Origin of the sequence: Aquimarina sp. Aq107, from assembly GCF_943733665.1 — a bacterium.
In the GTDB taxonomy this organism is placed as follows: Bacteria; Bacteroidota; Bacteroidia; order Flavobacteriales; family Flavobacteriaceae; genus Aquimarina.
This window is the reverse complement of the sequence record NZ_OX030782.1, coordinates 2,738,539-2,761,681: the sequence shown is the minus strand read 5'-3', so window position 1 is coordinate 2,761,681 and position 23,143 is coordinate 2,738,539. Positions and strand designations below refer to the sequence as shown.

The following is a 23,143-nucleotide window of genomic DNA, read 5'->3' as shown; positions in this document are numbered from 1 at the left end:
TAGGGCAGGTGATAAGCGATACGTTTCAGGTTGGTACTGAGTTAAATATAAATATTTTACTTTTATCATTTTTCGAAAATGTCAAATTTTATATTTGGCGAACTTTGTTAATTAACAAAGACCTTTGGTCTAGACTAAACAGCCCTATGTTTTTTATGTCTTGTTAGACTTCCGTTTTTTTCCTCTCAATTTTACAAGAGTAAGTTATTCATAATCCCTTACAAATCTTACGCTCGATATCAATCCATCTTTGATTTCATAAATAGAAATGTATTTTGTCTCAATACTATTTTCGGTAACTATTTCGTGATTAATAACGTGTTTTCCATTATACATCTGGCTAACAATTTCAACCTGAATTGATTTAGATTCAAATTTTGGTTTAAAAATCGAAGAAATATTTTCTATTCCAGTTCCTAACAATTTTTCAGGGTAAGTATAGATTTTGACATCTTCAGCGTAGAGTTTTATGAAGTCCACAAAATTGTGCTGATTGTATGATTCCATTCTTTTGTTCACAATTTCTATTGCGGCATTATTATTTTCTTGAGCGATTCCAAATTGAACTGATAATAGACATGTAATAAGTATAGCTACATTTTTCATGATTTTTTTGTTTAGATAATTTGTGTTCAATTGCTTTTTTTAATGGGGCCTAACGTTTAATTTATGTGTCGTAGCAGGGCAAAATGTTACCCTGTTTTTCGATTTTTCTGCGCATTTTTATTTCTTGTTAATTTATAAAAACTTAGCGCTATAGCAAAAAGGGAAATGACCTTTCGATTTAACATTAAATTTTTGCTCTGATTTCATATATGATGTTAACTACAGTCTTTTTTCATTCTATTAATTATATTCTCATATTGATTTTTTAACTTAATGTCTTTTTTTATAAAGACTGCTTTATTTGAAGATTCTTTTGCTTTTTCACAATCTACTATTCCGTTTGTATAAATGTAAGTCAAATATAGATTGGCATAAGCTCTCCAATACTCAGATTCGCATTTAAGTAACATGTTTTTTAAAGTTTTTTCCGCACTATTGAAGTGATTTTCTAAGATAAATGCTCTTGATTTATTAATGTGATTTGGCCAATAATTTAAATCTTGTTTTATACCGTCATTGAAATAATTTATAGCTTCTTGATATTTTTTTTCAGTTAATGCAATTGTTCCAAGTTCATTTATTACCATTGGATTCTTTTCTATTTCTAAAGATTTATTTAAGTAGATTTTTGCAGAATCCAAATTTCTTTTTTTAAATAATTTAGCACCTTTATTATAGAAATCAATAGCCTTTTCGCTTTTAATTTTCTGGCTTATATGTTTTGAATGATCGTGGTTTTCTAGAAAATTATCTTGCTTGTCAGATTTGCAGGATACTAAAATAACTAAAGAGAGTAATAATATATTTTTCATCGATGTTTCAGTTTAGATTGTAGTTAACGGTTAGTTGCGTGGTTAAACACGTAATTTAGTAAATACAAACCAAATAGAAAATCCGTGAGAATTCTCATAAGTAGACAAGAATCAAGCAATTAATTATATACGGTGTTATCTATTTTTACATCTAAATTAATTAAACCTATTTAGTCTTTTCCAATTCCATAGGACTATCAATACCGATAAGTTTGATTATTTCATTTTCTTCATTCATAACAAACTGTATTCGTTCTTTTAAATTATCTACCAAAAAGGTATGATTTCCTTTAGCAATTAGTTTTAGTTTTCCTCCTTTGCCAATGACTTCAGCAAAAAGATTAGAATCATTGGCAGTAACAACAATTTCTACATTAGCATTTTTGTATGTGCCAATGTATTCTTTAAAAGAATTTATGTCAACTATTTCTTTACCTTGGTTTGAGGGAAGAAAAGCAATAACAGTCTCATAATTGGAAGGGTCAATATTTTTAGAGTTATTTTCCTTTAAATAATTCAGTGCTAAAAAGTAACTTTTATTAAATGCCTCTTCACTCGATGTTTTGATATTTGGAATTACCCCAACTTGTTCAAAACTGGTTTGAGTAACTGCATTTATAGTAGTTTCAGAAGAAATACTCACAGAGAATCTTTCGTTAATTTTATGCGTCATTGCACCATTACCAGCTCCCATTGTGGTTTCCCCAATTATGGTGGCTCTTTTCAAATGTTTTAGCATATATGCCAAAGATTCGGCAGCTGAAGCACTTTGATCATTAACCAAAACATACACAGGAATATTAGGTAATTTTTTCCCTGGAATGTCTTTTGAAGTATAGATGCCGACTCTTTTATTTTCATACCTTCTATAATAGTCTGAAAGATGAATAGGCCCTTCATCAAATAAATAACTGATTAGATAGGCAACTATTTCTTCAAATCCACCACGATTGTTTCTAACATCTAATATTAGTGCATCCGTATTTTGTAAAAAAAGGAATGAAGAATTAATAACTTTCTTGGCTTCTTCAAAGCTATTCCAATTGGTAAAATGACTTATTTTTAAGTAACCAATATTACCATCTAACACTTTAATTTCTTGAAACCCATAATTGCTCCAAGTTCCTTTTGTATCAATATTTTTAGAGACTTTATTTTCTTTCACTGTACCACTTGGTGAATGAAGGCTGACATTCATATGTAAATCTCCGTTTATTGAACGTAAGTCGTTAGTTAATTGAGCAGCTAATTTATTGGGGTCAGTAATATTTTTATAGACCCCACTCTTGTTATTTGATATTATTAAATCGCTCATTTGTTTACCAACTTCGAGCGAAACATAATATTTATTAACAAGCTTTGAAATAGAATTTACAACTGCCTTGGTTTCTTTTTTGCTAACAGGAATAGGTATTTGTTCCTGACCATTTGAGGTTAGGGAACTACATAAGATTAGTAATAATATGAATAGGAAGGTCTTTTCTTTTTTTGTATTTGGTTTCATAAACTCAAAAATTTAATTTGAGTCAAAACTAAATATAACAATATTGAAAAAATAGAACCAGATTAGCCTACTGCCCTAATATTTTTGAAAGTGTTTTGGAAGAAAACCTGTCATTTTCTTAAAGTTTCTTGTAAAATGACTTTGGTCGGAAAATCCACAATGGAACGCAATTTCGGATAGGGACAAGTTAGAATTCTTTATTAATTGTATGCTTTGCTCTATTCTTAATTTACGCTGATATTCTCCCAAAGTACAGGCAAAGTACTTTCTGAAAAATTTAGAAATGGTAACAGGATGTACTCCGATAGTCTCGGACATTTCTTTGAGCGTCATTCGTTCGTTCCAGTTATCGTGAAGTAATTCGTTTAACGAAATAGTCCAATAAGGAATATGTTTTGCTTGAGATTCATTTGAGTCTGAAACCAATTCTAATAGTAGACTGTGGATGGTTGTGGTACTTTCAATACTATGAATCATCATTTCTTTTTGCATTTTTAAAATGATGGATTTAGCTTCAATGTTCCGATAAATATTGTCCTTAATTGAATTTTCCGATAGTCCATACTTCTTCAAAAAATCACTTCCTATTTCAATATTTGCACTTTTAGAAATAGGTTTGCACGAAATCCAACGATGTTTTTCTCCAGAAAAATACGAGAAGATACTACCTTCCTTTTTACTATATGTACTTGTTTTGTTTGTCTCAGCTTTACCACCTTGAAAAACAAAACAGATATGAAAATTTTCGTGAAAATGCCAATCAGGATTATTTTTACCTGTAGAATAATATGTATTGGTTATAATATTTCCATCAATGTTAAGCTGTCTAATAACATCACCTGTATATTCTCCTTTTTTTAGTATTTCCATAACATTGTTTAGAATGTATTACAAATAATCTTTTTTAGCAATTATAGCTAACGGTTAATATATGAATTGGAGCAAGGCAGACAAGCCTTAACCAACTGATCTATCTGAGCATTTTTATTTATTATTTAATTTATAAAAATTTAGCGCCTTTGCAAAAAGAAAATGACCTTTCGATCTAACACTAAATTGCTCTGATTTCATATATAATGCTACAAAACTTTTTTATAGTTCATAACTTAATTCAATATTGAATATTGATGAATGGAAAGATTTTTTATCAATAATTCGAATACCATTTGTATCTATATCATTCAATATCTCTATTTCAGCCCTTTTATTGATACCATAAGTATAATTCACTCCAATTTTATATTTTTCGGTTAGTGAGTATTTTAATCCTAAATTAAAGCTCAATTCAAGGTCATTTTGATTTTGACTCAAAAGAAAAGGTTGGACAATAGGAAAACCCTCTGTTGATTCGTCATATTTTAATCCATTATTAATTAGGTAACTTATTTGAGGTCCTAATTCTAAATCCAATTTAGGTAATAAAGCATATTCAAACTTCAAAGGAATGATGATGGATGAGTTGTTAATTTCACCAATTATTAGGAGATTTGGTTCACTTGGTTGTAAAAAGACGATATCTGATGATTTTATTGAAAAATCACTTTTTTGAATGGAAAATAAAATTTCAGGATGGAACTTTATTTTTTCTATAATATGAAAACTTATACCTCCTCCAATATTGAATCCTGTCTTACCTTCAAAATTTACCGGTATGTCAGAATTATTATCAATAAAATTTGTAAAATTTACTCCAGCCTTAATTGAGAAATGCTTCTTGTTATTTTGTGCATTTAAATTAATTACTGTTAATAAAACAACAATTATAAAGTTAATTCGTGTCATTTGATAAATTTTATTTTTGGATTGTTTGTAACGGTTTGTGCATAATTTCGTTGCGTGTTTCAGCAACTAAACTAGCAACTACAAACTTAATAGAAAATCCGAGAGGATTTTCGTAAGTAGGCGAGTACTAGAAATGAATTATACACCTTGTTGGTTGCTGGTTAAATAATCAAATAGCCATTTATTAGTTTAATCTTTAAAATTTATTTTTCCGCAATGCATTGATTCAATTTGTGGAAGCATTCTGTAGAATAGATTTTCTCCTTCCAAGACAAGTTCAGTCCGATTTCCTCCTCTATTTTCGTTTTGAGAATCATTCCTAGTTTGGTAGAATACTGCTACCACATAAAATAGGTGTTCTTCATTAGGTTCTAGTGTTTTTTGAATTATTGTTGAATCATCAAGAGAATCAAAATCGGTCAATCCATAGTTAAATAAACTTTGTTTCTCAAGAGTCATCTTATCAGAAGATAGAAATAACTTGACAAAGGTGTTGGGAGAATTAGGAATGCCGATTTTATCAGCAGGAAAATCAACTGTCAATTCAAATGGTTTTTTGGTTTGATTAATTACCCGGCTAAAGAACACAAGACAGCTGTAATTAAAATATCTTTTTTTAGATCCTTCATATAGACCTCCTTTTGGAAAACTATTCTGAAGGATTATGCCATTGGTATTCGATTCACTATACCATTTGGTTTCAGTATTTTGTGCTTCAGTATTTGAGTAAATCAATAAAAAGATAATCAAGGATAAAGTAAATCTCATAGTTTTTTGATGTAAGTAACTTTCCGTTAGCTTGCTACCAATGTTAAATATATGTGTCATAGCAGGGCAAAATGTTACCTTGCTTTTTGATTTTTCTTGCGCATTGGTTGCTAACTTTTTCTTTTTGCAAGCATTGCACCTTACCAAATATACAAGAACCATTCGATTCATCACTTGGCTGCTATGATCATATATATCGTGTTGTATGTTGGCTTTTTATTCATTTAATTCTTTCCAGCATTTTTGAACTTCACGTTCAACTTGCTCCTCCATTTTCGGCAATTCATTCAAGATCCAGTCTTTACTTTCTTTTGTAAGATAGTTTTTGTTTTCAGATAGTTTGAATTCCATTGCGCGTTGAATTAATAGAATCAATTCTTTTGTTTCTGTTTCTCCGTTTGTAAAATTCGCACCGATTAATTATCCCAAAATGTCTTTTTCAAATTTAGGCTTGTAATATAAAATGTGCGCTACAATCGGGAAATAGAAGTAAAATAAACTATTAGTATTCGATTGATATTGAATATTATTAAATTCCCAGATTAACAGTTCGGATTTAGAATCAGAAGTATTAAAGTCCAATTCGGCAAGTAAATCATAAGTCTTTTTTGCACTTGGTTTAGTTTCTCCCATCCTTTTTAAGTCTGAAAATACTTTTTCAAATTCCGATTTAACTTCTTTATTCTTTCTTCAGTTTAAAATTCCCAATATTTATTTTTTTTATGCTTGCATACAACGGTCAGCGGTACGAAACGGTGCGCAATTCGGAGCAATTCTGTATCAAAGTATCGAATTGTTTATTAAAAGTTATATAGTTCAAAATTGCCACTTTCCAGGCACTGTTTTATGACCGTATGTTGTAGTGTGTATCATTTTATAAAAAATCATACCAAGTTCTAACGAACTTGAGTGTGATATAGTCGTCTTTCAGTTACTTCAAGCATCGGTGGGACAGTGGATGCCTCCGAGATTAATATCCTTGCTGATTCTCCCAATTCTGTTAATAGCTCATCCTTGTACTTTAAAATATCATTATACACTTGCTTTTGATACTTTTTCCAATCCTCTGTTTTATTCTTTGAAATTATAGTAAACCCACATTCCTCAAATAAGGGAGATGGGTTATCTATTATACTATCCCATGTTGTGAAAACAAATTTACCACCTTTCTTTAAAACCCTTTTAATCTCTTTCAATGCATCCTTTTTATTCTGAACCATCCAGAATGCATCAATGCTAATGATATTATCTATTGAAGAATCTTGTAATGGAATATTACAAAATCCTCCTAGTTCAAATTTAGCGTCAAAATGTAAATCGAAATTTTGCGTAAATATATTTGCTTGTTCAATCGCTTCCGCAATTATATCTATACCGGTTAATTTCAATTTGTTTTGTTCCGCAATCCATAAACCCGGCCCTCCTCTTCCACAACCGATATCCAATAGGGTGGTTCCTGATTCCGCACTTATATATCTGGTAATCAATTCCAGGTCCTTATTGGTTACAAATCCAAAATTGTTAAGCCTTCTAGGATAATTTTCTTTAAGAGCATCAGACCATATTTTTACCAACAGATTACTTTTTGCTGAATGTTTGTAATAATTCTTATACATTTCTTCATTCAAGTCCTCATATTTTTCTTCCATTTTTTAATTTTAATTATTTCGTTAAATTATTAGGTTTTTTAGTAATGCACTCCAGCGGTTTCGGCTATGAACAGTTGGGGATTTTACGCCCTAACTTTTCGGTTTAGCACTGACCTTTGTTTTATGTTTATTATTTCGTTTTATCACTTTCGTCTCAATTTTTTATATCCATTGTTAGCCATAGTAATTATATCTTTTCAAATTCTAATCCCATAATTTTCATCGAAATAGCCTCTCCATTCTTATTTCGTAATAATTGAATTGAGTAGTTGGGAATACTTAATAAGTCTTTAGATAATACCTCCACTTCAACATTATATGCTCCTTTTCCATAATGTAATTGCAACTTACCATTTTCAAATTTAATTTCTTTAGCTACTTGTAAACTTTTATTTAAATAAATGCCTTCAAGTTCTTTTAATTCTAATTCTGTATACTTGTACGGTTCAAGTTCTTTGAACAACCAAGGTTTTTCATTTTCGTTTGCATAAAACTTGTATTGTTTATTATTGACTTGAATATCAAATTCAATAATGTTGCCGTCCATCAAAAACTTTTGATTACCAATTGGCTCTAATTTTCCTATTTCTTTTCCATCTGCCATTGTTAGGATTAATATTTTTTTCTTTAGTTTTATTATTCCTGTTTTTATATCTTCATATTCGTTACCAAGAAAGATGTAATTTCCCTCATATTTTTTAAGGTCATTATTAGGCAGTTTAATAATTACATTCTCTTTCTTTTGATTGGTGTTAACTTGCTTTTTACTTGGAGTATATAAATCCACAAGTTGAAAAAAGCGTTCTTTGAAGTCTTCTTCAAAAGTGTTTTGTGTAGTAAAAAAGGCAATATCTAATTCTGGAAAATATAAGTATTTAGAAACGAATCCTCCCATAATCATACCATCAAATCCCATTGCATTATAACCGTTATGTGTTTCAAATTCAACACCTAATCCAAAGTCGATTACAGTTCCATCATTTAGTTTTGCTTTGGTTTGCATTTTCTTCCACAATTTGGGTGTGCCGATAATGGCATTTCGAATGCCTTGATGCCATTTAAGCATATCTCTCGCAGTAGTCATAATTTGACCATCACCATTGTAAATGGCAGAGTGCAAATGCATTTTGTAATAAGCCCCATCATCTTCAATATATCCTATAGCTCTATTTTTTATTATGGTGTACGTACTATTTTTCTTAATGGTATTTTCCATTTTCAATGGCGAAAAAATATGGTCTTGCAGATATTCTGTAAAAGATTTTTCTGACACTTTTTCGATAATATTAGCAAGCAAGATGTAGTTTGCGTTTGTATATTCAAAATATTCTCCAGGTTTAAAGTTGAGTTCTTTTAAATTTACTATGATATTGCTAACTCTTGATTGTGTAAGTAGGTCATTAAAAGATAAATCTGTTAAATAGAAATAGGGGTCAACTTCTGGTATTCCGCTTGTTTGATTTAATAATTGTTCTATTGTTGGATCGCCCTTTTTATACCGAGGAAGGTTATCGATGTATTTGTAAGCAGGCTCTTTTATTGATAATTTTCCTTCATTCTCTAATATCAAAATTGCTGCTGCCGTAAATTGCTTAGCAATTGAACCAATGTCGAATACGGTTTCATTTGTTATTGGAAAATTATAATCAAGATTTGCAATACCATATTGTTTATCAAGTATAATTTTATCTCCTTTAAATACAGCTATTGAAAATCCGGGCTGATTACCTTTTACTTTATATAGACTATCTATCTTTGAATCAACATTTTGAGAAGTTGCTAATTTTGGAATTAGAAGTAAAAAGATTATGAGTATTCCAAACTGTTTTTTATTCATAAATTTTGTTTTTCCTTCTCTAAAGATTCATTTAAATTCTCATTGTTACAGTTGAGTGAGTTTATTATGGCTAACGTCTCGTATAAGAAACATAGGGCAGGTGATAAGCACTATTGTTTCGACTTATTACTTAGCTAAATATAAATATTTTGCTTTTATATTTTCTACTATAAACGCCAAATTTTATATTTAGCGGACTTTGTTAATATGCACAAACCTTTCGGTTAAGCACTAATTAGCTATGTTTTATACACCGTGTTACCCAACGTTTTTTATTATTTTTTCTATTTCTAAATCGGTTTTAATTCTTTTACCTTTTTCGGTAAACTCAAATAATAAAGGTTCCTCCGATTTAAGCTCTAAATACTTGTTATCAACTAATTAATACAAATATTTCTTTATTTCTTTCCTTGTATTTCCAGTTGATTTAGCTACTTCTTGAATAGAAAACCACATATTTTCAATTGGTTCTGTACAATCATCTGATTGAAGCCATAATTCTTTTAATAGTCTTTTGAGTATTCTCAATTCGAATGTTTTTTGTATTCCTTTTTTTATTTTTTCAATCCAGTTTTTGTCAGTCGGTTCAATAATAATTGCTTTAAAATTAAATCGTTCACTCTCAATTCCAACACCTTTTAAATCGTCAATATGTAAGTCAAAATCAAATGCTGGTGGAAATTTCGAAGAATTAATATTCCGAGATTTTAGAACTTTTTGGTTTTCTGTCTGGTTTACAATTCGGTTAACTTTTATTCCATAATATTTCAAAGTCCGTCTTACTTTTCCTTTTGTCCTAAATGATGTTGTATAGATATGAATTTTATGTCCTTCACGTTGCAAATCAGAAATAATTTCAGCTGTTCCTTTTCCGTATTTTTTCAATTCCAAGAAGTTTTGCGATTCCGTTCCTTTTTTCGGTTTCGAATTCTTTTCCATTTGGAATTAACGTGCTATCGAGGTCAAAACTGATATTCATTTCAAATGTTGGGTAACGTTTTATATATGTGTCGTAGCAAGGCAAAATGTTACCGAGCCATCGACTTTTTCTGCGCATTGATTGCTAACTTTTACTTTTTGCAAGCATTGCGCCTTCATAAATATACACAAACCAATCGATTGATCACTTTGCTGCTATGATCACATATATGTTGTTGTACAGCGTTGTGTGTCCTGGGTTGCTTCGGGATACAATTTACTAAAATAAATAAGGAGCAACAAAAACTGTAACTGAGATGAGAGGCTCATTTTTTTTAGAAACAATCTTGACATTAGTTTCAAGTGGAAGTACGTAAAAGGAAAGTGAGTATTGGTCTCTCGGCTGGGATGTATAGGCATATCAGTCAAACCGCCTTATGGGGCTTACTTTTCACGAGTTGGTCTTGAGCGATAAGGTTAAAGGCGCTACCATTTTTGTATAATGAGAAGTTTAGTTAAGCTATGGTGGGAGTAAAGAAGCTGAAAGAGATGAGATTGAACCCTTGTAGAATTGTCGTAAACAACTTTAGTATTGTCAAAATCGAAGGATGGGCGGTCTAGCGAGACAGAACTTAACGGGAGTAACCTATTTACTGGTTAAGTGGCAATCGGCATAAAGAGGGCAGGAGCTTTACTTACGGCTCAATTACGGAACAGGAGAAGCTAAAATGTAGTGCAAAAATTCGATAACCCCGAAGGGCAACGAAGAAAGTAGCAATACTATGTTATTAGTGACGGATTAGCTCGTAGTAGTGTTGAAGTATTTGTAATGAATATGGAGCGAAGGAGCTGACTTAACAGTTTTAAATTGTATTACAACTAAGATTTTTTTTTTTAGGATGATTTTCAAAGAGAAACAAAAGTCGCAACCGATATTGCGCGAACAAGTTTGGCAGGCCTTTAAAAAGGTGAAAAGTAACGGCGGTACTTATGGCGTAGATAAATTATCTATAAAAGAGGTATCCACACAGCCGAGGAAATACCTATATCCTGTATGGAATCGATTAGCTAGTGGTAGTTATTTTCCAAAAGCGGTTCGTGAAGTTAGTATTCCCAAAGAGGAAGGTAAAACAAGAAAACTGGGCATCCCTACGGTACAAGACCGAACAGCTCAAATGGTAATTCGAGAAGAATTAGAACAAGATGTAGATCATTTGTTTAGTAGTTCTTCATATGGTTATCGACCCAATAAATCGGCACATCAAGCTATTGTACAATGTAGAAAGCACTGTATGGAACTAGATTGGGCAATCGATTTGGACATCAAGAGTTTCTTTGATGAGATCGACCACGTTTTAATGCTTAACGCATTAAGACATTTTACCAAAAAGAAGCACATTCACTTGTATGTAAAACGTTGGTTAGAAGCTCCAGTTGTAAAGAAAGATGGTACAATCCATCCACGTACTAAAGGCACACCACAAGGAGGCGTTATTAGTCCATTATTGGCAAATATCTTTTTGCACGTAGTTTTTGATAGTTGGATGGAGAAGCATCATCCCGAAGTAAAGTTTGAGCGTTATGCCGATGATATTATTATTCATTGTAAAAACTTCAAACAAGCGATGCGTACCTTGGAAGCAGTAAAACATCGTTTATTTCAATGTAAATTGGAGATAAAAGATGGGAAGAGCAATATTGTTTATTGCAAACGCAACCAAAAGAAGCATCCTCCATTTGCGGTTCATTATGTAACATTCGATTTTTTAGGATTTACATTCAAACCCCGAATGGTTAAGGGTTACTTCGGGCATTTTCATTTAGGTTTTACCCCCTCAATTAGTCGTAAGAGACAGAAGCGGATCAATCAAACTTTATTCAAGATGAAACTACATCGTATGGTTCACTTATGCCTGTCAGATTTGGCAGGCATTATAGCAGCCAAAGTACGAGGGTGGATTCATTATTATGGAAAAGTTCGGATGAGTGAATTACATTATGTATTCCGTTTTCTGAATATGCGACTGGCAAAATGGGTACGTAACAAATATCGGAGATTTAGGCGTAAACATTGGTTTGCAAGTTACAAATGGTTACAGGAAACTGCGAAGCAGTATCCTACAATGTTTGTACATTGGCAATACGGTTTTATGCCTTGACTTGTTAAGAAGAGCCGTATGATGGGAGACTATCACGTACGGTTCTGGGAGAGGTTTAGGGGTGAGATTCCCCTTTACCTACTCGACTTTATTCCGCAATATCTATTATTAGACCTTTGCGTGTTAATTTATAATTTTTACCCGTTTTAATCAGGCTTTCGTTTTTAATAAGTTCATTCAATTCAGTTTCTGCAATACCTTTAGTTTCTATTGTTCCAGTTGCTTTAAAATCAGCTTTTAATTTCATCAATGATTCTAACATATTATCATTGAAATAAGCATTTCCACAAACGAAAATTTTTTTATTCTTTTCAATTACGGATTCCAATTTCTTTATAAACCGAACTAAATTCAAAATCATTAAATGTAGTTTTGAAGCTTTGTAGTATAATTCCATAAGTTTTCCATCGTATTCTACTTCGATTGAATTCAGTCCGTTTGTAATTGGTTTATCGTCATATTCTCCAATTAGAAAATTCAAATCATTTTTAATTCCATCTACCAACATTTTTATTCCGCCCATAGGAATTTCATTGTTCGCGAAAGCATTGAATTTGGTATCAAATTTATGTTCGATTTTCAGTGTGTGATTTCGTAAAAAAGTATAAATATCTGAGGATTCATTCCAAAATGTTCTATTTATATCCCATTTCAGGTGAAATTCATCGTTTTCTATTATCTGTATGTAAATTCCTCTGTTCATTCCAATTATGCACAACGTTTAATATATGTGTCGTAGCAGGGTAAATTGTTACCTTGCTTTTCGATATTTCTGCGCATTGGTTGCTAACTTTTATTTTCTGCAAGCATTGTGCCTTACCAAAAATACAATAACCATTCGATTTATCACTTAGCTGCTATGATCACATATATAGTGTTATAGTGCTTTTTTTTAATATTTTATAAATTGATTTTGAGTATATTCTAATTCAAACTCTCCAACAGATAATTTGGGATTCCAACCATTATTTATAGCAAATTTAATAGCTTGAGCTACAAATTCAGGGGGAAGTATATCAATTTCCGTGTTATTAGGTTTTTTCAATTTATTGTTCACAAAATTCAATAAAGATTTTCGTTCAAATTTTAGAGTTAAAGTGTTTTTCTTTCGATTAGATTGGGTAATCTCAATAAACTCTCCAAATTTCCAATAGAAGCTTTCAGTTCCAAATGTCATATAACCCCAATCATTATTGTATTTCAATCGAGACATTCTTTAGTCAATTTTTCCGTTCATGAATGTTTTTTCTTTATAATAAATGGAATTACCCATTTTTAGCCTTACTTCAGATAGAGTCCTTTTGGATTTTAGGATTCCAACAAATTCAGTATACTCATAATCTGAGAAAATTAGGAAAGTTCCACATTCTGATGTTATTTGAGTTACGTTAATAAATTGAAGTTTACTACGCTCAAGGCTTGGAATTAAATCTTTATATCCAATTACAAAATTATCGTTAGGTCTGAATTTACTTTCTAAATCAAATCTATTTCGATAAACATCTAAAATATGTTCTTTATCAACTTTAGAAGGTGAACTATTAAAAGAAGAAAAAGCACATTCGTTATTTTCTTGACTTACACATTTGGAAATCAATTCAGGTTGCTGATTTGTTTTTTTGAGTAGTTTAAATAACTCATTAAATTGTTTTTGGTAGAATTCCATTTATGATGCACTATAACGTCTCTTGTATGGTGCGTTTGCTTCCCGAAAGGGAGCATATGCACTATACAACATGTTAGGTGTATTTTTTTACTATTTCGTCAAATTCATTTTTAAAATCATGCCAGTTCAGATATCCAGAATCCGGTACAGTGCTAAAACCAGAATCTTCGTCAATTTTACTCCATCCAAATTTATTTTCCGTCATTTGAATGCAGTAAAAGTCAGATTTCACCTGAATATCCATCATAGCTGCACCAGAATCAAATTCATGAATTTCAAAATTAATCTTATGTTGATTTAAAATTTGAATCAAAATTTTTGCTTGTTCCCTCAAGTTTTTATCAATCTTCGAGGTTTCGTCTAGAATTAATTGTTTCTGTTCTAATCTCCTTTGTTTTTTTGATATGACTTTTTCTTCATCATGGTATCCCCAGCCATCTCTGTTAGAATGTCCTAGTTTACCTCCTTGTCCTTTTTCAGTTTTTCCTTTTCCCCAAGCCATGTCTGAATTACCAATTTTCTTTATTCCCTCTCACTCTGTCAACAAAAGTTGAAGAGTCAATTTCATCTGTTCCAAACCTTTCTCTGAAACGTTCTGCTATTCGATTTACCCATCCCATATAGCCTTCCATTCCTTCTGCTTTAACAACATCTTGTGCAAATTCAATTGAACTATAATGTTCTTTCTTTGAAATTTCATCATGATCATCAGGAGGTATACAAAAACCCCACTTGACACATAGGTCAGCAAGGAGATATATTAATTCCCGTTCCATTGGAGGAACACCTTTTCCTACTTTAAATCCCATTCAATTTTTAATTACACCTAACGTTTAATATATGTGTCGTAGCAGGGCAAAATGTTACCTTGCTTTTCGATTTTTGTGCGCATTGGTTGCTAATTTTGACTTTTTGCAAGCAATGTGCCTTTGCAAAAATACACAGACCATTCGATTTATCACTTAACCGCTATGATCACATATATGTTGTTGTAGGTAGTTTTTTCTTTTAGTGAGGCGGTGGAGGAGGAGGAACATCTTTCATTTCCATTCGCCTTTTCTGTTCTGCTTTCAATACTTCGGAGTTTTTTGTTTCAAGTTTCTTAACATCTGAATTTGGCTGTCCTTCGGACATGAATAAGTCAACTTGATATAATTCATTAATCTCATCATAGTATCTACATCTATAGATATTAAAACCTTCATCAAAAACAATGACTAATGAGAACTTAGTTTCTGTTTTTACTTTAGAAATTTTGTATGAAATAGATTTTAGAGTATTTTTTAATTCACTAATTGAATTGTCAAAATACTTCATTGATAATTCAATTTCTCCATTTTCAAGGTTCTTGATAATTGATCTAGCCGTTTTCTTTTGAGAATCTATAACTTCTTTGTTAAAATAATCCTTTGCTTTCTGTCCAAAAGAGAACTGAATAAAAAGTAAAAAAATAATAGCCGAAAATGTTCTCATAAACTTTGTTTTTATTAATAAGATATAGACATAAAACTAGCTCCAAGTTCAAAATTATCTAGAAATTTTTTTTTAAATTCTTCTTTCCTTAGTCTTACGATTTGTTTAGTATCAGTATCCCAATAACGATCTACACAAGAAAAAGCATAATAAAAGTCTTCTTTAAGTGCAAAATTGCATTTATTTCCATTACAGAACTTATCCCAGAATTTTCCATTCATACCTTTTCGTTGTTCTCCTACACTTTTGAAATAGAATCCTTCTTTTTTTTCTAAGGTATAGTATTTGAGTATTATCCAATTTGTATGATGAATATCTTCAAAATCCTTTTTTAAGTTCTGATAGTCTTTCATTTTCTCAAAATCGTCTAGCTCTTTTTGAAGTTGCTTTTCATTTTCTTTAACTATAAAAGTTCTTTCACTTGATTTAAAATGTTCTTTTACATTCTTTAGGTTTTCAATTCCCTTTATAATTATTACAGTTTCAACCTCAGTAGGAACATCAATTTCCTGTACATATTTTCGAAAATGATCAAAATCAACATTAAAGTCATCAAATTTTTCTCTAATCTCAGCTCCTGTTTCTCCATAGATATCATTTCCAATGTAAAATAGAGTGTGGCTTTCAGCTTTCTCCATAGTAGCTTTATAGTGCGTGATATCTAATCCCATTCAGTTTTTAATTACCTACAACGTTTAGCTATGCGTAGTGCGGGAGCAAAAATTACAGGTTTTCGAGCCAGCACTTAGCCAAAGTTTATGTTTTGTTTTTATATTTTCTAAAATACTAAATTTAAATCTTTGGCGACAAACCAAATAGACAATAACCTTTCAATTAAACCTAAACCCCGCATTATCGCATAGGTATTGTTACCACACGTTTTTACTTATTTTAGAAAATCAGTCGTTCGATTTGACTTCTGATTGAGAATAGAAAAACCAAAATAAAAAGTGTAATCAGATTGGTTTTGAATTTCCCGTATTCTTGTTTTTTGTATTCTTTTATTATTCTATAAATTAAAAATCCACCAACAAGTAAAATGGGCAGGTAATTTAAGATTAAGTCAACGTACCATAATTCTGAAATTCTACTTGCAGTTGCGCCTTCTCCATAAATTCCCCAAAAAACAAATATTTCTATCAAAATCAGAAGTAACAGGCTTCCGAAAAAGAGAATTGACCTAATTCCAATTCCGAGATAGTTTGTCTTTATGTTTAAAAAATCAGCAATATTCAATTCAGTCAGTTTTTCCGTTGTTATTTATTCATACTGTTCGCATTCGAATATCAAGTGGTTCTTAATTTCGGTTGGTTTCACAACTATAGAATTCAATTTTTGATTTGGAAATCCGCCAATGAGATAGTTTTCCGTTTCCAATTTGTCCATCCAGTTCATAAAATTATTTAGTTCAACCATTGTAACAACACAGTTTTTCCATTCCGTTTTGATTAATTCTTGAGCGAATTCTAATTCAGGCCAGATTGGAATAATCTTTTCGTTATTATTTCCGCAAGTAACATAATTCCCTTGTTTGTCAGCAATCAGAAAAACTTGCTCAAAATCAGCAACTTTTCTTATTAGATATCCATATCGTTCTTTTGACTCAAGTTTGAATACGCTTTCTAATTGTTTAATATGCATAAGAAGGTTTTCTATATGTGTGGTAACGTTTAATATATGTGTCGTAGCAGGTGAAAATGTTACCTTGCTTTTCGATTTATTTGCGCATTGATTGCTAACTTTTCCATTCTGCAAGCATTGCGCCTTACCAAAAATACAATAACCATTCGATTGGTCACTTATTTGCTATGAACACATATATGTTGTTAGCGGTTGTTTTTATGAAACCCAAAGCGTATTCCTATCCACAATTTTCCATTTTCCATTCTCTTTGAGACAGAATATTATTTCGCCTGATCCGCATAAACTTCCACAAGTAAAATTAAAGTAGAAAACCGCCCTATCGTTTTTTGGGTTTATTTTAAAATCAGAGAATCTTATTGCCCCAATGAACCTATAATCTGTATTATTCCAATACTTTTTATTTTGTTTTTCCAGTTTTCTTAAATCCTTGATGATATATTTTCCTGTTTGGGATATTTTATTCAGTTCCAATTTACCTTTCTTAAATGTTGTACTGTCCACCAATTGAGTGAAGAGTTGGTCAAAATCCAATGAGTGTAGAGTATCTGAATAGTACATTCTTGGGAATGATGATTTTTTAATATTCCAACTTCTAAATTCCTTTTTTGAATTAAGATGAAAAGGGTCGAGACCTAATACCAATTCTTTTGTTTCCAATTTTGGGTTATTAAAAGCTTCGTCAAATTTATCCTTTTGAATTTTGTGACTTATCGAGTCTTGCCAGTTTTTAGCATATTGTAGAGGGATTGGAGGAATTGGAAGTTTCTCATAATAATACTCCGTTCCTATTAGCTCAACGAATATATCATTAAGTAATTCAATTTCGGTAACAGCATCTTTTTGTTTAGGAAAACAGCTTACCAAAACTAAGAATAAACTAATATATTGAATTACCTTTTTCATATTGCCGCTAACGTTTAATATATGTGTCGTAGCAGTGCAAAATGTTACCTTGCTTTTCGGTTTTTCTGCGCATTGGTTGCTAACTTATCCATTTTGCAAGCATTGCGCCTTTGTAAAAATACACAGACTTTCCGAATCATTACCTAACTGCTATGATCACATATATCGTGTTGTGGTTAGTTTTTATTCATTCAATATTTCAGTCAGTTTTGGAAATTCAGATTCCATTCGTTTATTATCCATTTTTCCGTCATAATCATTATCTCCGTATTCAAGTCCCACCATAATGAATCCGGCAAAACCTTTTCGTTCAGATTTTGGTATTTCACTCAGTATTTTTGCGAAATCTTTTTCTCCAATTCGATAAATTATCTGAGTAATTATATATCCTAAATCATAAGCACTAGCCGCACCTCCGTTTGGGAAGTTTTTTAACTCAATTATTGAGTTTTTATCTTTTTTGAGTGATTGTAAAATCAATTTTTCAATTTTACGATTTCTTTCTAAAGATTGATGAGTAAGCAATGTGCCACCGATTATTATTCCGTCAACTTTTTCTTTTTTACAGCAGACGAAAATTAGAGTTAGGAATATGAAGATAACTCTTTTCACAAATTTTATTTTTAAATTAACCACAACGTCTCGGCTATGGTTAGTACGGGAATTAAAATTACTGAATTTCCGATTAAGCACTTAGCCAAAACTTTTTATTTTGCTTTAATTTTTTCATTTTAAAACCCAAATCAAAAGATTTGGCGGACTTGGTTAAAAGCACTAAACTTTGAGTTAATCAACCAAACCCGTATTAATTATAGCCATTGTTAGGCAATCGTTATTTTCCATCTCCAATCAGTTCCTTTTTCAACGAGATATTCATTGTCAATAATTTCAAATATTCGACCTCTTTTATATTCTCTTTCTTCTGCTTTTTTTTCCATTAAATCCGTTCGTTTTGGGTCATATAGTCCGTAAACCAAGTAATTATATCTGCCCATAACCAAACTTATTCCGTAATTCGGTCCGCCCATTACTTGTTCAGAATGTTGATTATCCTGTCCATCATCTTCCCACCAACATACTTTACAGATGTCATAATTCCCACGTTCTCCAATTGTCCTATAGCCACAACAAGGGCAGGATTCTAATTCTACTGGTTCTCCAATAATTGTGTCAATATTCAGTTTCTCACTAAGAAATTCATTGGTCACAGATTGAAGACTATATTTTAACCAAATCATTAAGACAGAGTTGTATTTTTCCGATTGAGGATTTTTGATTTCTACTCCATATTCAAATTCTTTCTGAATTGATTTTGGCAAGGAATTCCATTCGTCCATATCACTCCAATCTTCTAAAGTCATAACTTCTAATTGTTCAGCTCTTTCTTTTTGAGAAAGTTCGGTCAATTTGATTTTTGAATATTCTTCTATTGCTTGTTGTCTTTCCAAGGTTTGTTTTAATGTTGCCTAACGTTTAGCTATGCGTAGTGCGAGAGCAGAAAATTACTGGTTTTCGAGCCAGCACTTAGCCAAAGTTTATGTTTTGTTTTTATCTTTTCTAAAATACTAAATTTAAATCTTTGGCGACAAACCAAATAGACAATGACCTTTCGACTAAACCAAAAGCCTGCATTATCGCATAGGTGTTGTTACCCAACGTTTTTTTATTTCTTAATAGTCAATTATTCCGTCGTTGTATTTTTCTTTCAGGTAGTTATTTACCAATTGGTTATAGCATTGCATCTTAGGTTGAATTAGGCACCCCATTCCGATACTTTCAATTTTATACTTTTCCATAAGTGTCTTTGCTAATTCAATATCGTATCCAATGCCAAATTGAAAATAAAAGATTTCTTCATTTTTTAAGTCAGTTAGAAATCTTTTTTCCATTTCTTCACAAGTTTTTATTTCAGAGTATTCAGCATATTTTTTGTTACTCTGAACACTTTCATAAATCTGTGGAAATATATATAAATTCAGTACTAAAGATATACTGAATGTTCCTATCATAATTTTGATCAATAAATTCCGCCAATTTTTATTGAAAAGATATAGTCCGACGCACAAAATTCCTATTCCGAAAAATCTTTTAGCGTATTTTAATTCATCAGAATCAAAACTTGTTCCAGTCAATTCGTTTCTATCATTATAAACAGTCAATACAAGTGCTGTAATAATTAAAACTAGAAGTATATATTTTGTTCTATTTTTCAATTGGTGTCTAATGTTGGGTAACGTTTAATATATGTGTCGTAGCAGGGCAAAATGTTACCTTGCTTTTCGTTTTTTCTGCGCATTGGTTGCTAACTTTTGCTTTCTGCAAGCATTGCGCCTTACCAAAAACACAAGAACCTTTTGATTAATCAATTAGCTGCTATGATCACATATATAGTGTTACAGCACGTTTTTTGTTTTTAAAATGCGTTTTGCTGCAGTTTTTGCTTCGTTCACATAACCGCTATTTTCATCTGCAATACTTTTCAATTCCGATTCAGGTTTTGATTGGAACTTTCGTTGATAACTCTCAATTAGTTTTTCCGTTTCTAGATTCTTATTCGTCAGATCTTGTTCCGTCAACTTCTTTTCGGGAAACATTTCGTTTAGTTGCTTTTTATTTAAAACAAGGAATGTAATTAATAAAGCCAAAAATATTGGATTGAAATTAATGGGGCCAATGCTGAATAAAATTTCCCAATAATAAATATCTATTAAGCTTATAATTCCGAGTATCAATGTCAATCCGAATATATAAACAAACATCTTTTTATTCTTGAAATAAAGTATTGTTGAGATTCCAATGAGAGCTATTCCTAGATAATGTTTATAATTTAGTACATAATCCGTCAGAAGTGTAATTCCGATTGAGTAGAGTAGCAGAAGTATACAAATCAGTATTGGAATTATTTCTTTTTTCATCATATGTGCTGTAACGTTTTATATATGTGTCGTAGCAGGGCAAAATGTTACCTTGCTTTTTGACTTTTCTGCGCATTGGTTGCTAACTTTTACTTTCTGCAAGCATTGCGCCTTACTAAAAATACAACAACCAATCGATTGATCACTTTGCTGCTATGGCACATATATCTTGTTATCGTGCGTTTATTTTTTTCCAGTCACAAACCTTAGCAAGGCTGCCAAGCAAGGTGATATTACTTGCGTAATTACTCCGTCAAATTTATTTTTTCTTCTCGCGATCACCTTGCAATCATCGAGTAGGGGACAGACCTTACCAAATGAACCTGAACTTTTTTTATTCCGCTGATGATCAGCCCAAAAAGCGATTTTTTAGCACGTTACTACTCCGTAATCCTCCTCAATTTTGGTTTTTTTATCGCTTTTTCTTCGATTAGACCTTAACCATCACAAGAAAACTCAGGTCATTGGGTGGTTAACCGTTCGTTGCTTTCGTTTTGCTTTTCAGATTCCTAAAATGCACGGATAACGCCAAATATATGAATCGGAGCAAGGCAAGTAAGCCAAAACCAATCGATCTATCTGCGCATTTTTATTTCTTATTAAACTTATAAAAATTCAGCGCCTTTGCAAAAAGGAAAGACCCTTCGATCTAGCACTAAATTGCTCTGATTTCATATATAATGTTGTAAGTAGTTTAAAATACACATTTTATTTTTAGCCATCTTGGAACAGAGTCACTTCCATATTTATCCATTAAACCAAGTGATTTGGCTTTTTTGTAATCGGAACAAGCTAATTTAGTCTTACCTAAATCATTATATGCAATTGCTCTATTTAGATATGTTGCTGGTTCAGTTGGATTGATTTCAATGGCTTTATCCAAATCGATTAAAGCTTTTTCTGATTGATTAGAATATACATATGCAATTCCACGATTTATTAATGCTGCGTAATATTCATTATTTAATGATAGGCATTTTTCGAAATCAGTGATTGATTCTTTGGATTTACCCATTTGTTGATAGACGACTCCTCTATTTAGGTAAATAGGAATCATAGGTCCATATTCTTTCTCTGCGATATTGAATTTTTCAATTGCTTCTGTTAAGGAATTATCTTCTTTTAAAAGAATAGCTTCCTGCAAGATTGGATATTTTTCTCTATCAAAACCTCCTACAATTTCACTATTTGAAACATATTCGATTTCGTTTGTATCTCTTTTATTAGTTTTTCCATTCTGACCACAACTAGACAAGATGATTATTAAAAAAAGTAGTAAAAACTTTATATTCATTTTAGTTTATTTGAATTTTGATAATTACTTACAACGTCTAATATATGTGTCGTGGCGAGGCAAATTGTTACCTAACCATCGGACATTTCTGCGCAGATTTTATACTTTAATTCAGCTTTAAAATCATTGCGCCATTATAAATATACGAGAACCATTCGATTAAACCCAAATCTCAGCCATGATCACATATATATTGTTACCGCATGTGTTTTTTTTGCGTTTTGCTCCGTAATTATTTCTTTTCAAGATTTCATTTTTCGTTAATTCTCCGCAAAACACTTCATTTAGCCGTCTGAGTACTGTCCGCAGTAGGTTTTGATTGCGTTTTGCTTTCAAATTCAAGTTAATCCTCCGCAAAACATTTCATTTAGCCGTCCGAGTACTGTCAGCAGTTGCGTTTTGATTCCGCAAACTCTTTCATTTTTTCGTCCGAGTAATGTCAGTCGTTGCGTTTTGGTTTTCAGATTTCGGTTAACTATTCAATTTAGGAGTCAGTTTTCCGTCAGTTTTTGATTCCGATTCCGTACCAGTTTTTCAGATCATACTTGCGTACTATTCCATTTTTACTCGACCTGATTTTCATGTGCGGTAACGTCTAATATATGTGTCGTGGCGAGGCAAATTGTTACCTAACCATCGGACATTTCTGCGCAGATTTTATACTTTAATTCAGCTTTAAAATCATTTCGCCATTATAAATATACGAGAACCATTCGATTAAACCCAAATCTCAGCCATGATCACATATATATTGTTACCGCATGTGTTTTTGCGTTTTGTTTCGTAATTATTTCTTTTCAAGATTTCATTTTCCGTTAATTCTCCGCAAAACACTTCATTTAGCCGTCTGAGTACTGTCCGCAGTAGGTTTTGATTGCGTTTTGCTTTCAAATTCAAGTTAATCCTCCGCAAAACATTTCATTTAGCCGTCCGAGTACTGTCAGCAGTTGCGTTTCGATTCCGCAAACTCTTTCATTTTTTCGTCCGAGTAATGTCAGTCGTTGCGTTTTGGTTTTCAGATTTCGGTTAACTATTCAATTTAGGAGTCAGTTTTCCGTCAGTTTTTGATTCCGATTCCGTACCAGTTTTTCAGATCATACTTGCGTACTATTCCATTTTTACTCGACCTGATTTTCATGTGCGGTAACGGCTATTGTATGGTGCGTTTGCTTCCCGAAGGGAGCAAATGAACTATACAAATTGTTAGCACATG

27 protein-coding genes are annotated in these 23,143 nt (G+C 31.7%); 1 reads left to right on the top strand and 26 read right to left on the bottom strand.

Translation table 11 applies throughout. From position 1 onward, the window contains the following. Positions 1-204 precede the first annotated feature (204 nt). The 11 genes from NMK29_RS11730 to NMK29_RS11685 form a co-directional block, all read right to left on the bottom strand. Positions 205-606 carry a nuclear transport factor 2 family protein gene (locus NMK29_RS11730; RefSeq protein WP_108805585.1) on the bottom strand — a complete coding sequence of 134 codons (402 nt, stop codon included), beginning with the start codon at positions 604-606 and terminating at the stop codon, positions 205-207. A gap of 215 nt (positions 607-821) precedes the next feature. Beyond that, positions 822-1,418: a M48 family metallopeptidase gene (locus tag NMK29_RS11725; protein ID WP_108805584.1), complete on the bottom strand. Its 597-nt coding sequence runs from the start codon at positions 1,416-1,418 to the stop codon at positions 822-824. Between the two features lie 166 nt (positions 1,419-1,584). Continuing rightward, on the bottom strand, positions 1,585-2,922 hold the full coding sequence (locus NMK29_RS11720) for a S41 family peptidase (RefSeq protein ID WP_108805583.1): 1,338 nt from the start codon (positions 2,920-2,922) through the stop codon (positions 1,585-1,587). A gap of 75 nt (positions 2,923-2,997) precedes the next feature. Then, positions 2,998-3,792 carry an AraC family transcriptional regulator gene (locus tag NMK29_RS11715; RefSeq protein ID WP_108805582.1) on the bottom strand — a complete coding sequence of 265 codons (795 nt, stop codon included), beginning with the start codon at positions 3,790-3,792 and terminating at the stop codon, positions 2,998-3,000. 222 nt (positions 3,793-4,014) lie between these two features. Continuing rightward, positions 4,015-4,704: a porin family protein gene (locus tag NMK29_RS11710; protein ID WP_108805581.1), complete on the bottom strand. Its 690-nt coding sequence runs from the start codon at positions 4,702-4,704 to the stop codon at positions 4,015-4,017. A gap of 189 nt (positions 4,705-4,893) precedes the next feature. Beyond that, a complete protein-coding gene (locus tag NMK29_RS11705) occupies positions 4,894-5,472 on the bottom strand; it encodes a hypothetical protein (RefSeq protein ID WP_159092372.1) in 579 nt (192 codons plus the stop codon). 216 nt (positions 5,473-5,688) lie between these two features. Then, positions 5,689-5,823, bottom strand: coding sequence for a hypothetical protein (locus NMK29_RS23795; protein ID WP_255411849.1), 135 nt, complete (start codon positions 5,821-5,823; stop codon positions 5,689-5,691). A gap of 69 nt (positions 5,824-5,892) precedes the next feature. After that, entirely contained in the window at positions 5,893-6,105 is a 213-nt protein-coding gene (locus NMK29_RS11700; protein WP_199915081.1) for a hypothetical protein, read from the bottom strand. Between the two features lie 263 nt (positions 6,106-6,368). Next, the gene (locus NMK29_RS11695) at positions 6,369-7,121 is read right to left on the bottom strand and encodes a class I SAM-dependent methyltransferase (protein WP_108805579.1); all 753 of its coding nucleotides are present in this window, start codon (positions 7,119-7,121) and stop codon (positions 6,369-6,371) included. A 187-nt stretch (positions 7,122-7,308) separates the two neighbouring features. Further along, positions 7,309-8,958 carry a serine hydrolase gene (locus NMK29_RS11690; RefSeq protein WP_108805578.1) on the bottom strand — a complete coding sequence of 550 codons (1,650 nt, stop codon included), beginning with the start codon at positions 8,956-8,958 and terminating at the stop codon, positions 7,309-7,311. A gap of 381 nt (positions 8,959-9,339) precedes the next feature. Then, the gene (locus NMK29_RS11685) at positions 9,340-9,843 is read right to left on the bottom strand and encodes a hypothetical protein (RefSeq protein WP_234424350.1); all 504 of its coding nucleotides are present in this window, start codon (positions 9,841-9,843) and stop codon (positions 9,340-9,342) included. Between the two features lie 968 nt (positions 9,844-10,811). Between NMK29_RS11685 and ltrA the strand changes: the two genes are divergently transcribed. Further along, a complete protein-coding gene (gene ltrA / locus NMK29_RS11680) occupies positions 10,812-12,035 on the top strand; it encodes a group II intron reverse transcriptase/maturase (RefSeq protein ID WP_254097215.1) in 1,224 nt (407 codons plus the stop codon). 88 nt (positions 12,036-12,123) lie between these two features. Here ltrA and NMK29_RS11675 read toward each other — a convergent pair whose 3' ends face one another. From NMK29_RS11675 to NMK29_RS11605, 15 genes are all read right to left on the bottom strand, one after another. Then, positions 12,124-12,738 (bottom strand): hypothetical protein, encoded by a 615-nt coding sequence (locus NMK29_RS11675; protein WP_108805500.1) that lies wholly within the window; start codon positions 12,736-12,738, stop codon positions 12,124-12,126. A 189-nt stretch (positions 12,739-12,927) separates the two neighbouring features. Next, positions 12,928-13,248 (bottom strand): hypothetical protein, encoded by a 321-nt coding sequence (locus NMK29_RS11670; RefSeq protein WP_108805501.1) that lies wholly within the window; start codon positions 13,246-13,248, stop codon positions 12,928-12,930. Positions 13,249-13,251: 3 nt separating this feature from the next. Then, complete coding sequence (locus tag NMK29_RS11665) at positions 13,252-13,701, bottom strand: hypothetical protein (RefSeq protein ID WP_108805502.1); 450 nt, start codon at positions 13,699-13,701, stop codon at positions 13,252-13,254. A gap of 73 nt (positions 13,702-13,774) precedes the next feature. After that, the gene (locus NMK29_RS11660) at positions 13,775-14,203 is read right to left on the bottom strand and encodes a hypothetical protein (protein WP_108805503.1); all 429 of its coding nucleotides are present in this window, start codon (positions 14,201-14,203) and stop codon (positions 13,775-13,777) included. A 7-nt stretch (positions 14,204-14,210) separates the two neighbouring features. After that, positions 14,211-14,510 (bottom strand): hypothetical protein, encoded by a 300-nt coding sequence (locus tag NMK29_RS11655; RefSeq protein ID WP_108805504.1) that lies wholly within the window; start codon positions 14,508-14,510, stop codon positions 14,211-14,213. Positions 14,511-14,709: 199 nt separating this feature from the next. Continuing rightward, a complete protein-coding gene (locus tag NMK29_RS11650; RefSeq protein WP_108805505.1) occupies positions 14,710-15,174 on the bottom strand; it encodes a hypothetical protein in 465 nt (154 codons plus the stop codon). Between the two features lie 14 nt (positions 15,175-15,188). Further along, positions 15,189-15,845 (bottom strand): hypothetical protein, encoded by a 657-nt coding sequence (locus NMK29_RS11645; RefSeq protein WP_108805506.1) that lies wholly within the window; start codon positions 15,843-15,845, stop codon positions 15,189-15,191. Positions 15,846-16,065: 220 nt separating this feature from the next. Next, complete coding sequence (locus NMK29_RS11640) at positions 16,066-16,410, bottom strand: hypothetical protein (RefSeq protein WP_159092360.1); 345 nt, start codon at positions 16,408-16,410, stop codon at positions 16,066-16,068. A 24-nt stretch (positions 16,411-16,434) separates the two neighbouring features. Continuing rightward, positions 16,435-16,929, bottom strand: coding sequence for a DUF2750 domain-containing protein (locus NMK29_RS11635; RefSeq protein ID WP_254097213.1), 495 nt, complete (start codon positions 16,927-16,929; stop codon positions 16,435-16,437). An 84-nt stretch (positions 16,930-17,013) separates the two neighbouring features. Beyond that, a complete protein-coding gene (locus NMK29_RS11630; RefSeq protein ID WP_027391815.1) occupies positions 17,014-17,721 on the bottom strand; it encodes a hypothetical protein in 708 nt (235 codons plus the stop codon). Positions 17,722-17,904: 183 nt separating this feature from the next. Further along, positions 17,905-18,333: a hypothetical protein gene (locus NMK29_RS11625; protein ID WP_159092361.1), complete on the bottom strand. Its 429-nt coding sequence runs from the start codon at positions 18,331-18,333 to the stop codon at positions 17,905-17,907. Positions 18,334-18,542: 209 nt separating this feature from the next. Beyond that, positions 18,543-19,169 (bottom strand): CPCC family cysteine-rich protein, encoded by a 627-nt coding sequence (locus NMK29_RS11620; protein ID WP_199915080.1) that lies wholly within the window; start codon positions 19,167-19,169, stop codon positions 18,543-18,545. 222 nt (positions 19,170-19,391) lie between these two features. Beyond that, positions 19,392-19,934 carry a hypothetical protein gene (locus NMK29_RS11615; RefSeq protein WP_108805508.1) on the bottom strand — a complete coding sequence of 181 codons (543 nt, stop codon included), beginning with the start codon at positions 19,932-19,934 and terminating at the stop codon, positions 19,392-19,394. Positions 19,935-20,114: 180 nt separating this feature from the next. Continuing rightward, a complete protein-coding gene (locus NMK29_RS11610; RefSeq protein ID WP_108805509.1) occupies positions 20,115-20,639 on the bottom strand; it encodes a hypothetical protein in 525 nt (174 codons plus the stop codon). A 691-nt stretch (positions 20,640-21,330) separates the two neighbouring features. Then, positions 21,331-21,930, bottom strand: a complete 600-nt coding sequence (locus NMK29_RS11605; RefSeq protein ID WP_108805510.1) for a tetratricopeptide repeat protein — start codon at positions 21,928-21,930, stop codon at positions 21,331-21,333. Between the last annotated feature and the right edge of the window lie 1,213 nt (positions 21,931-23,143).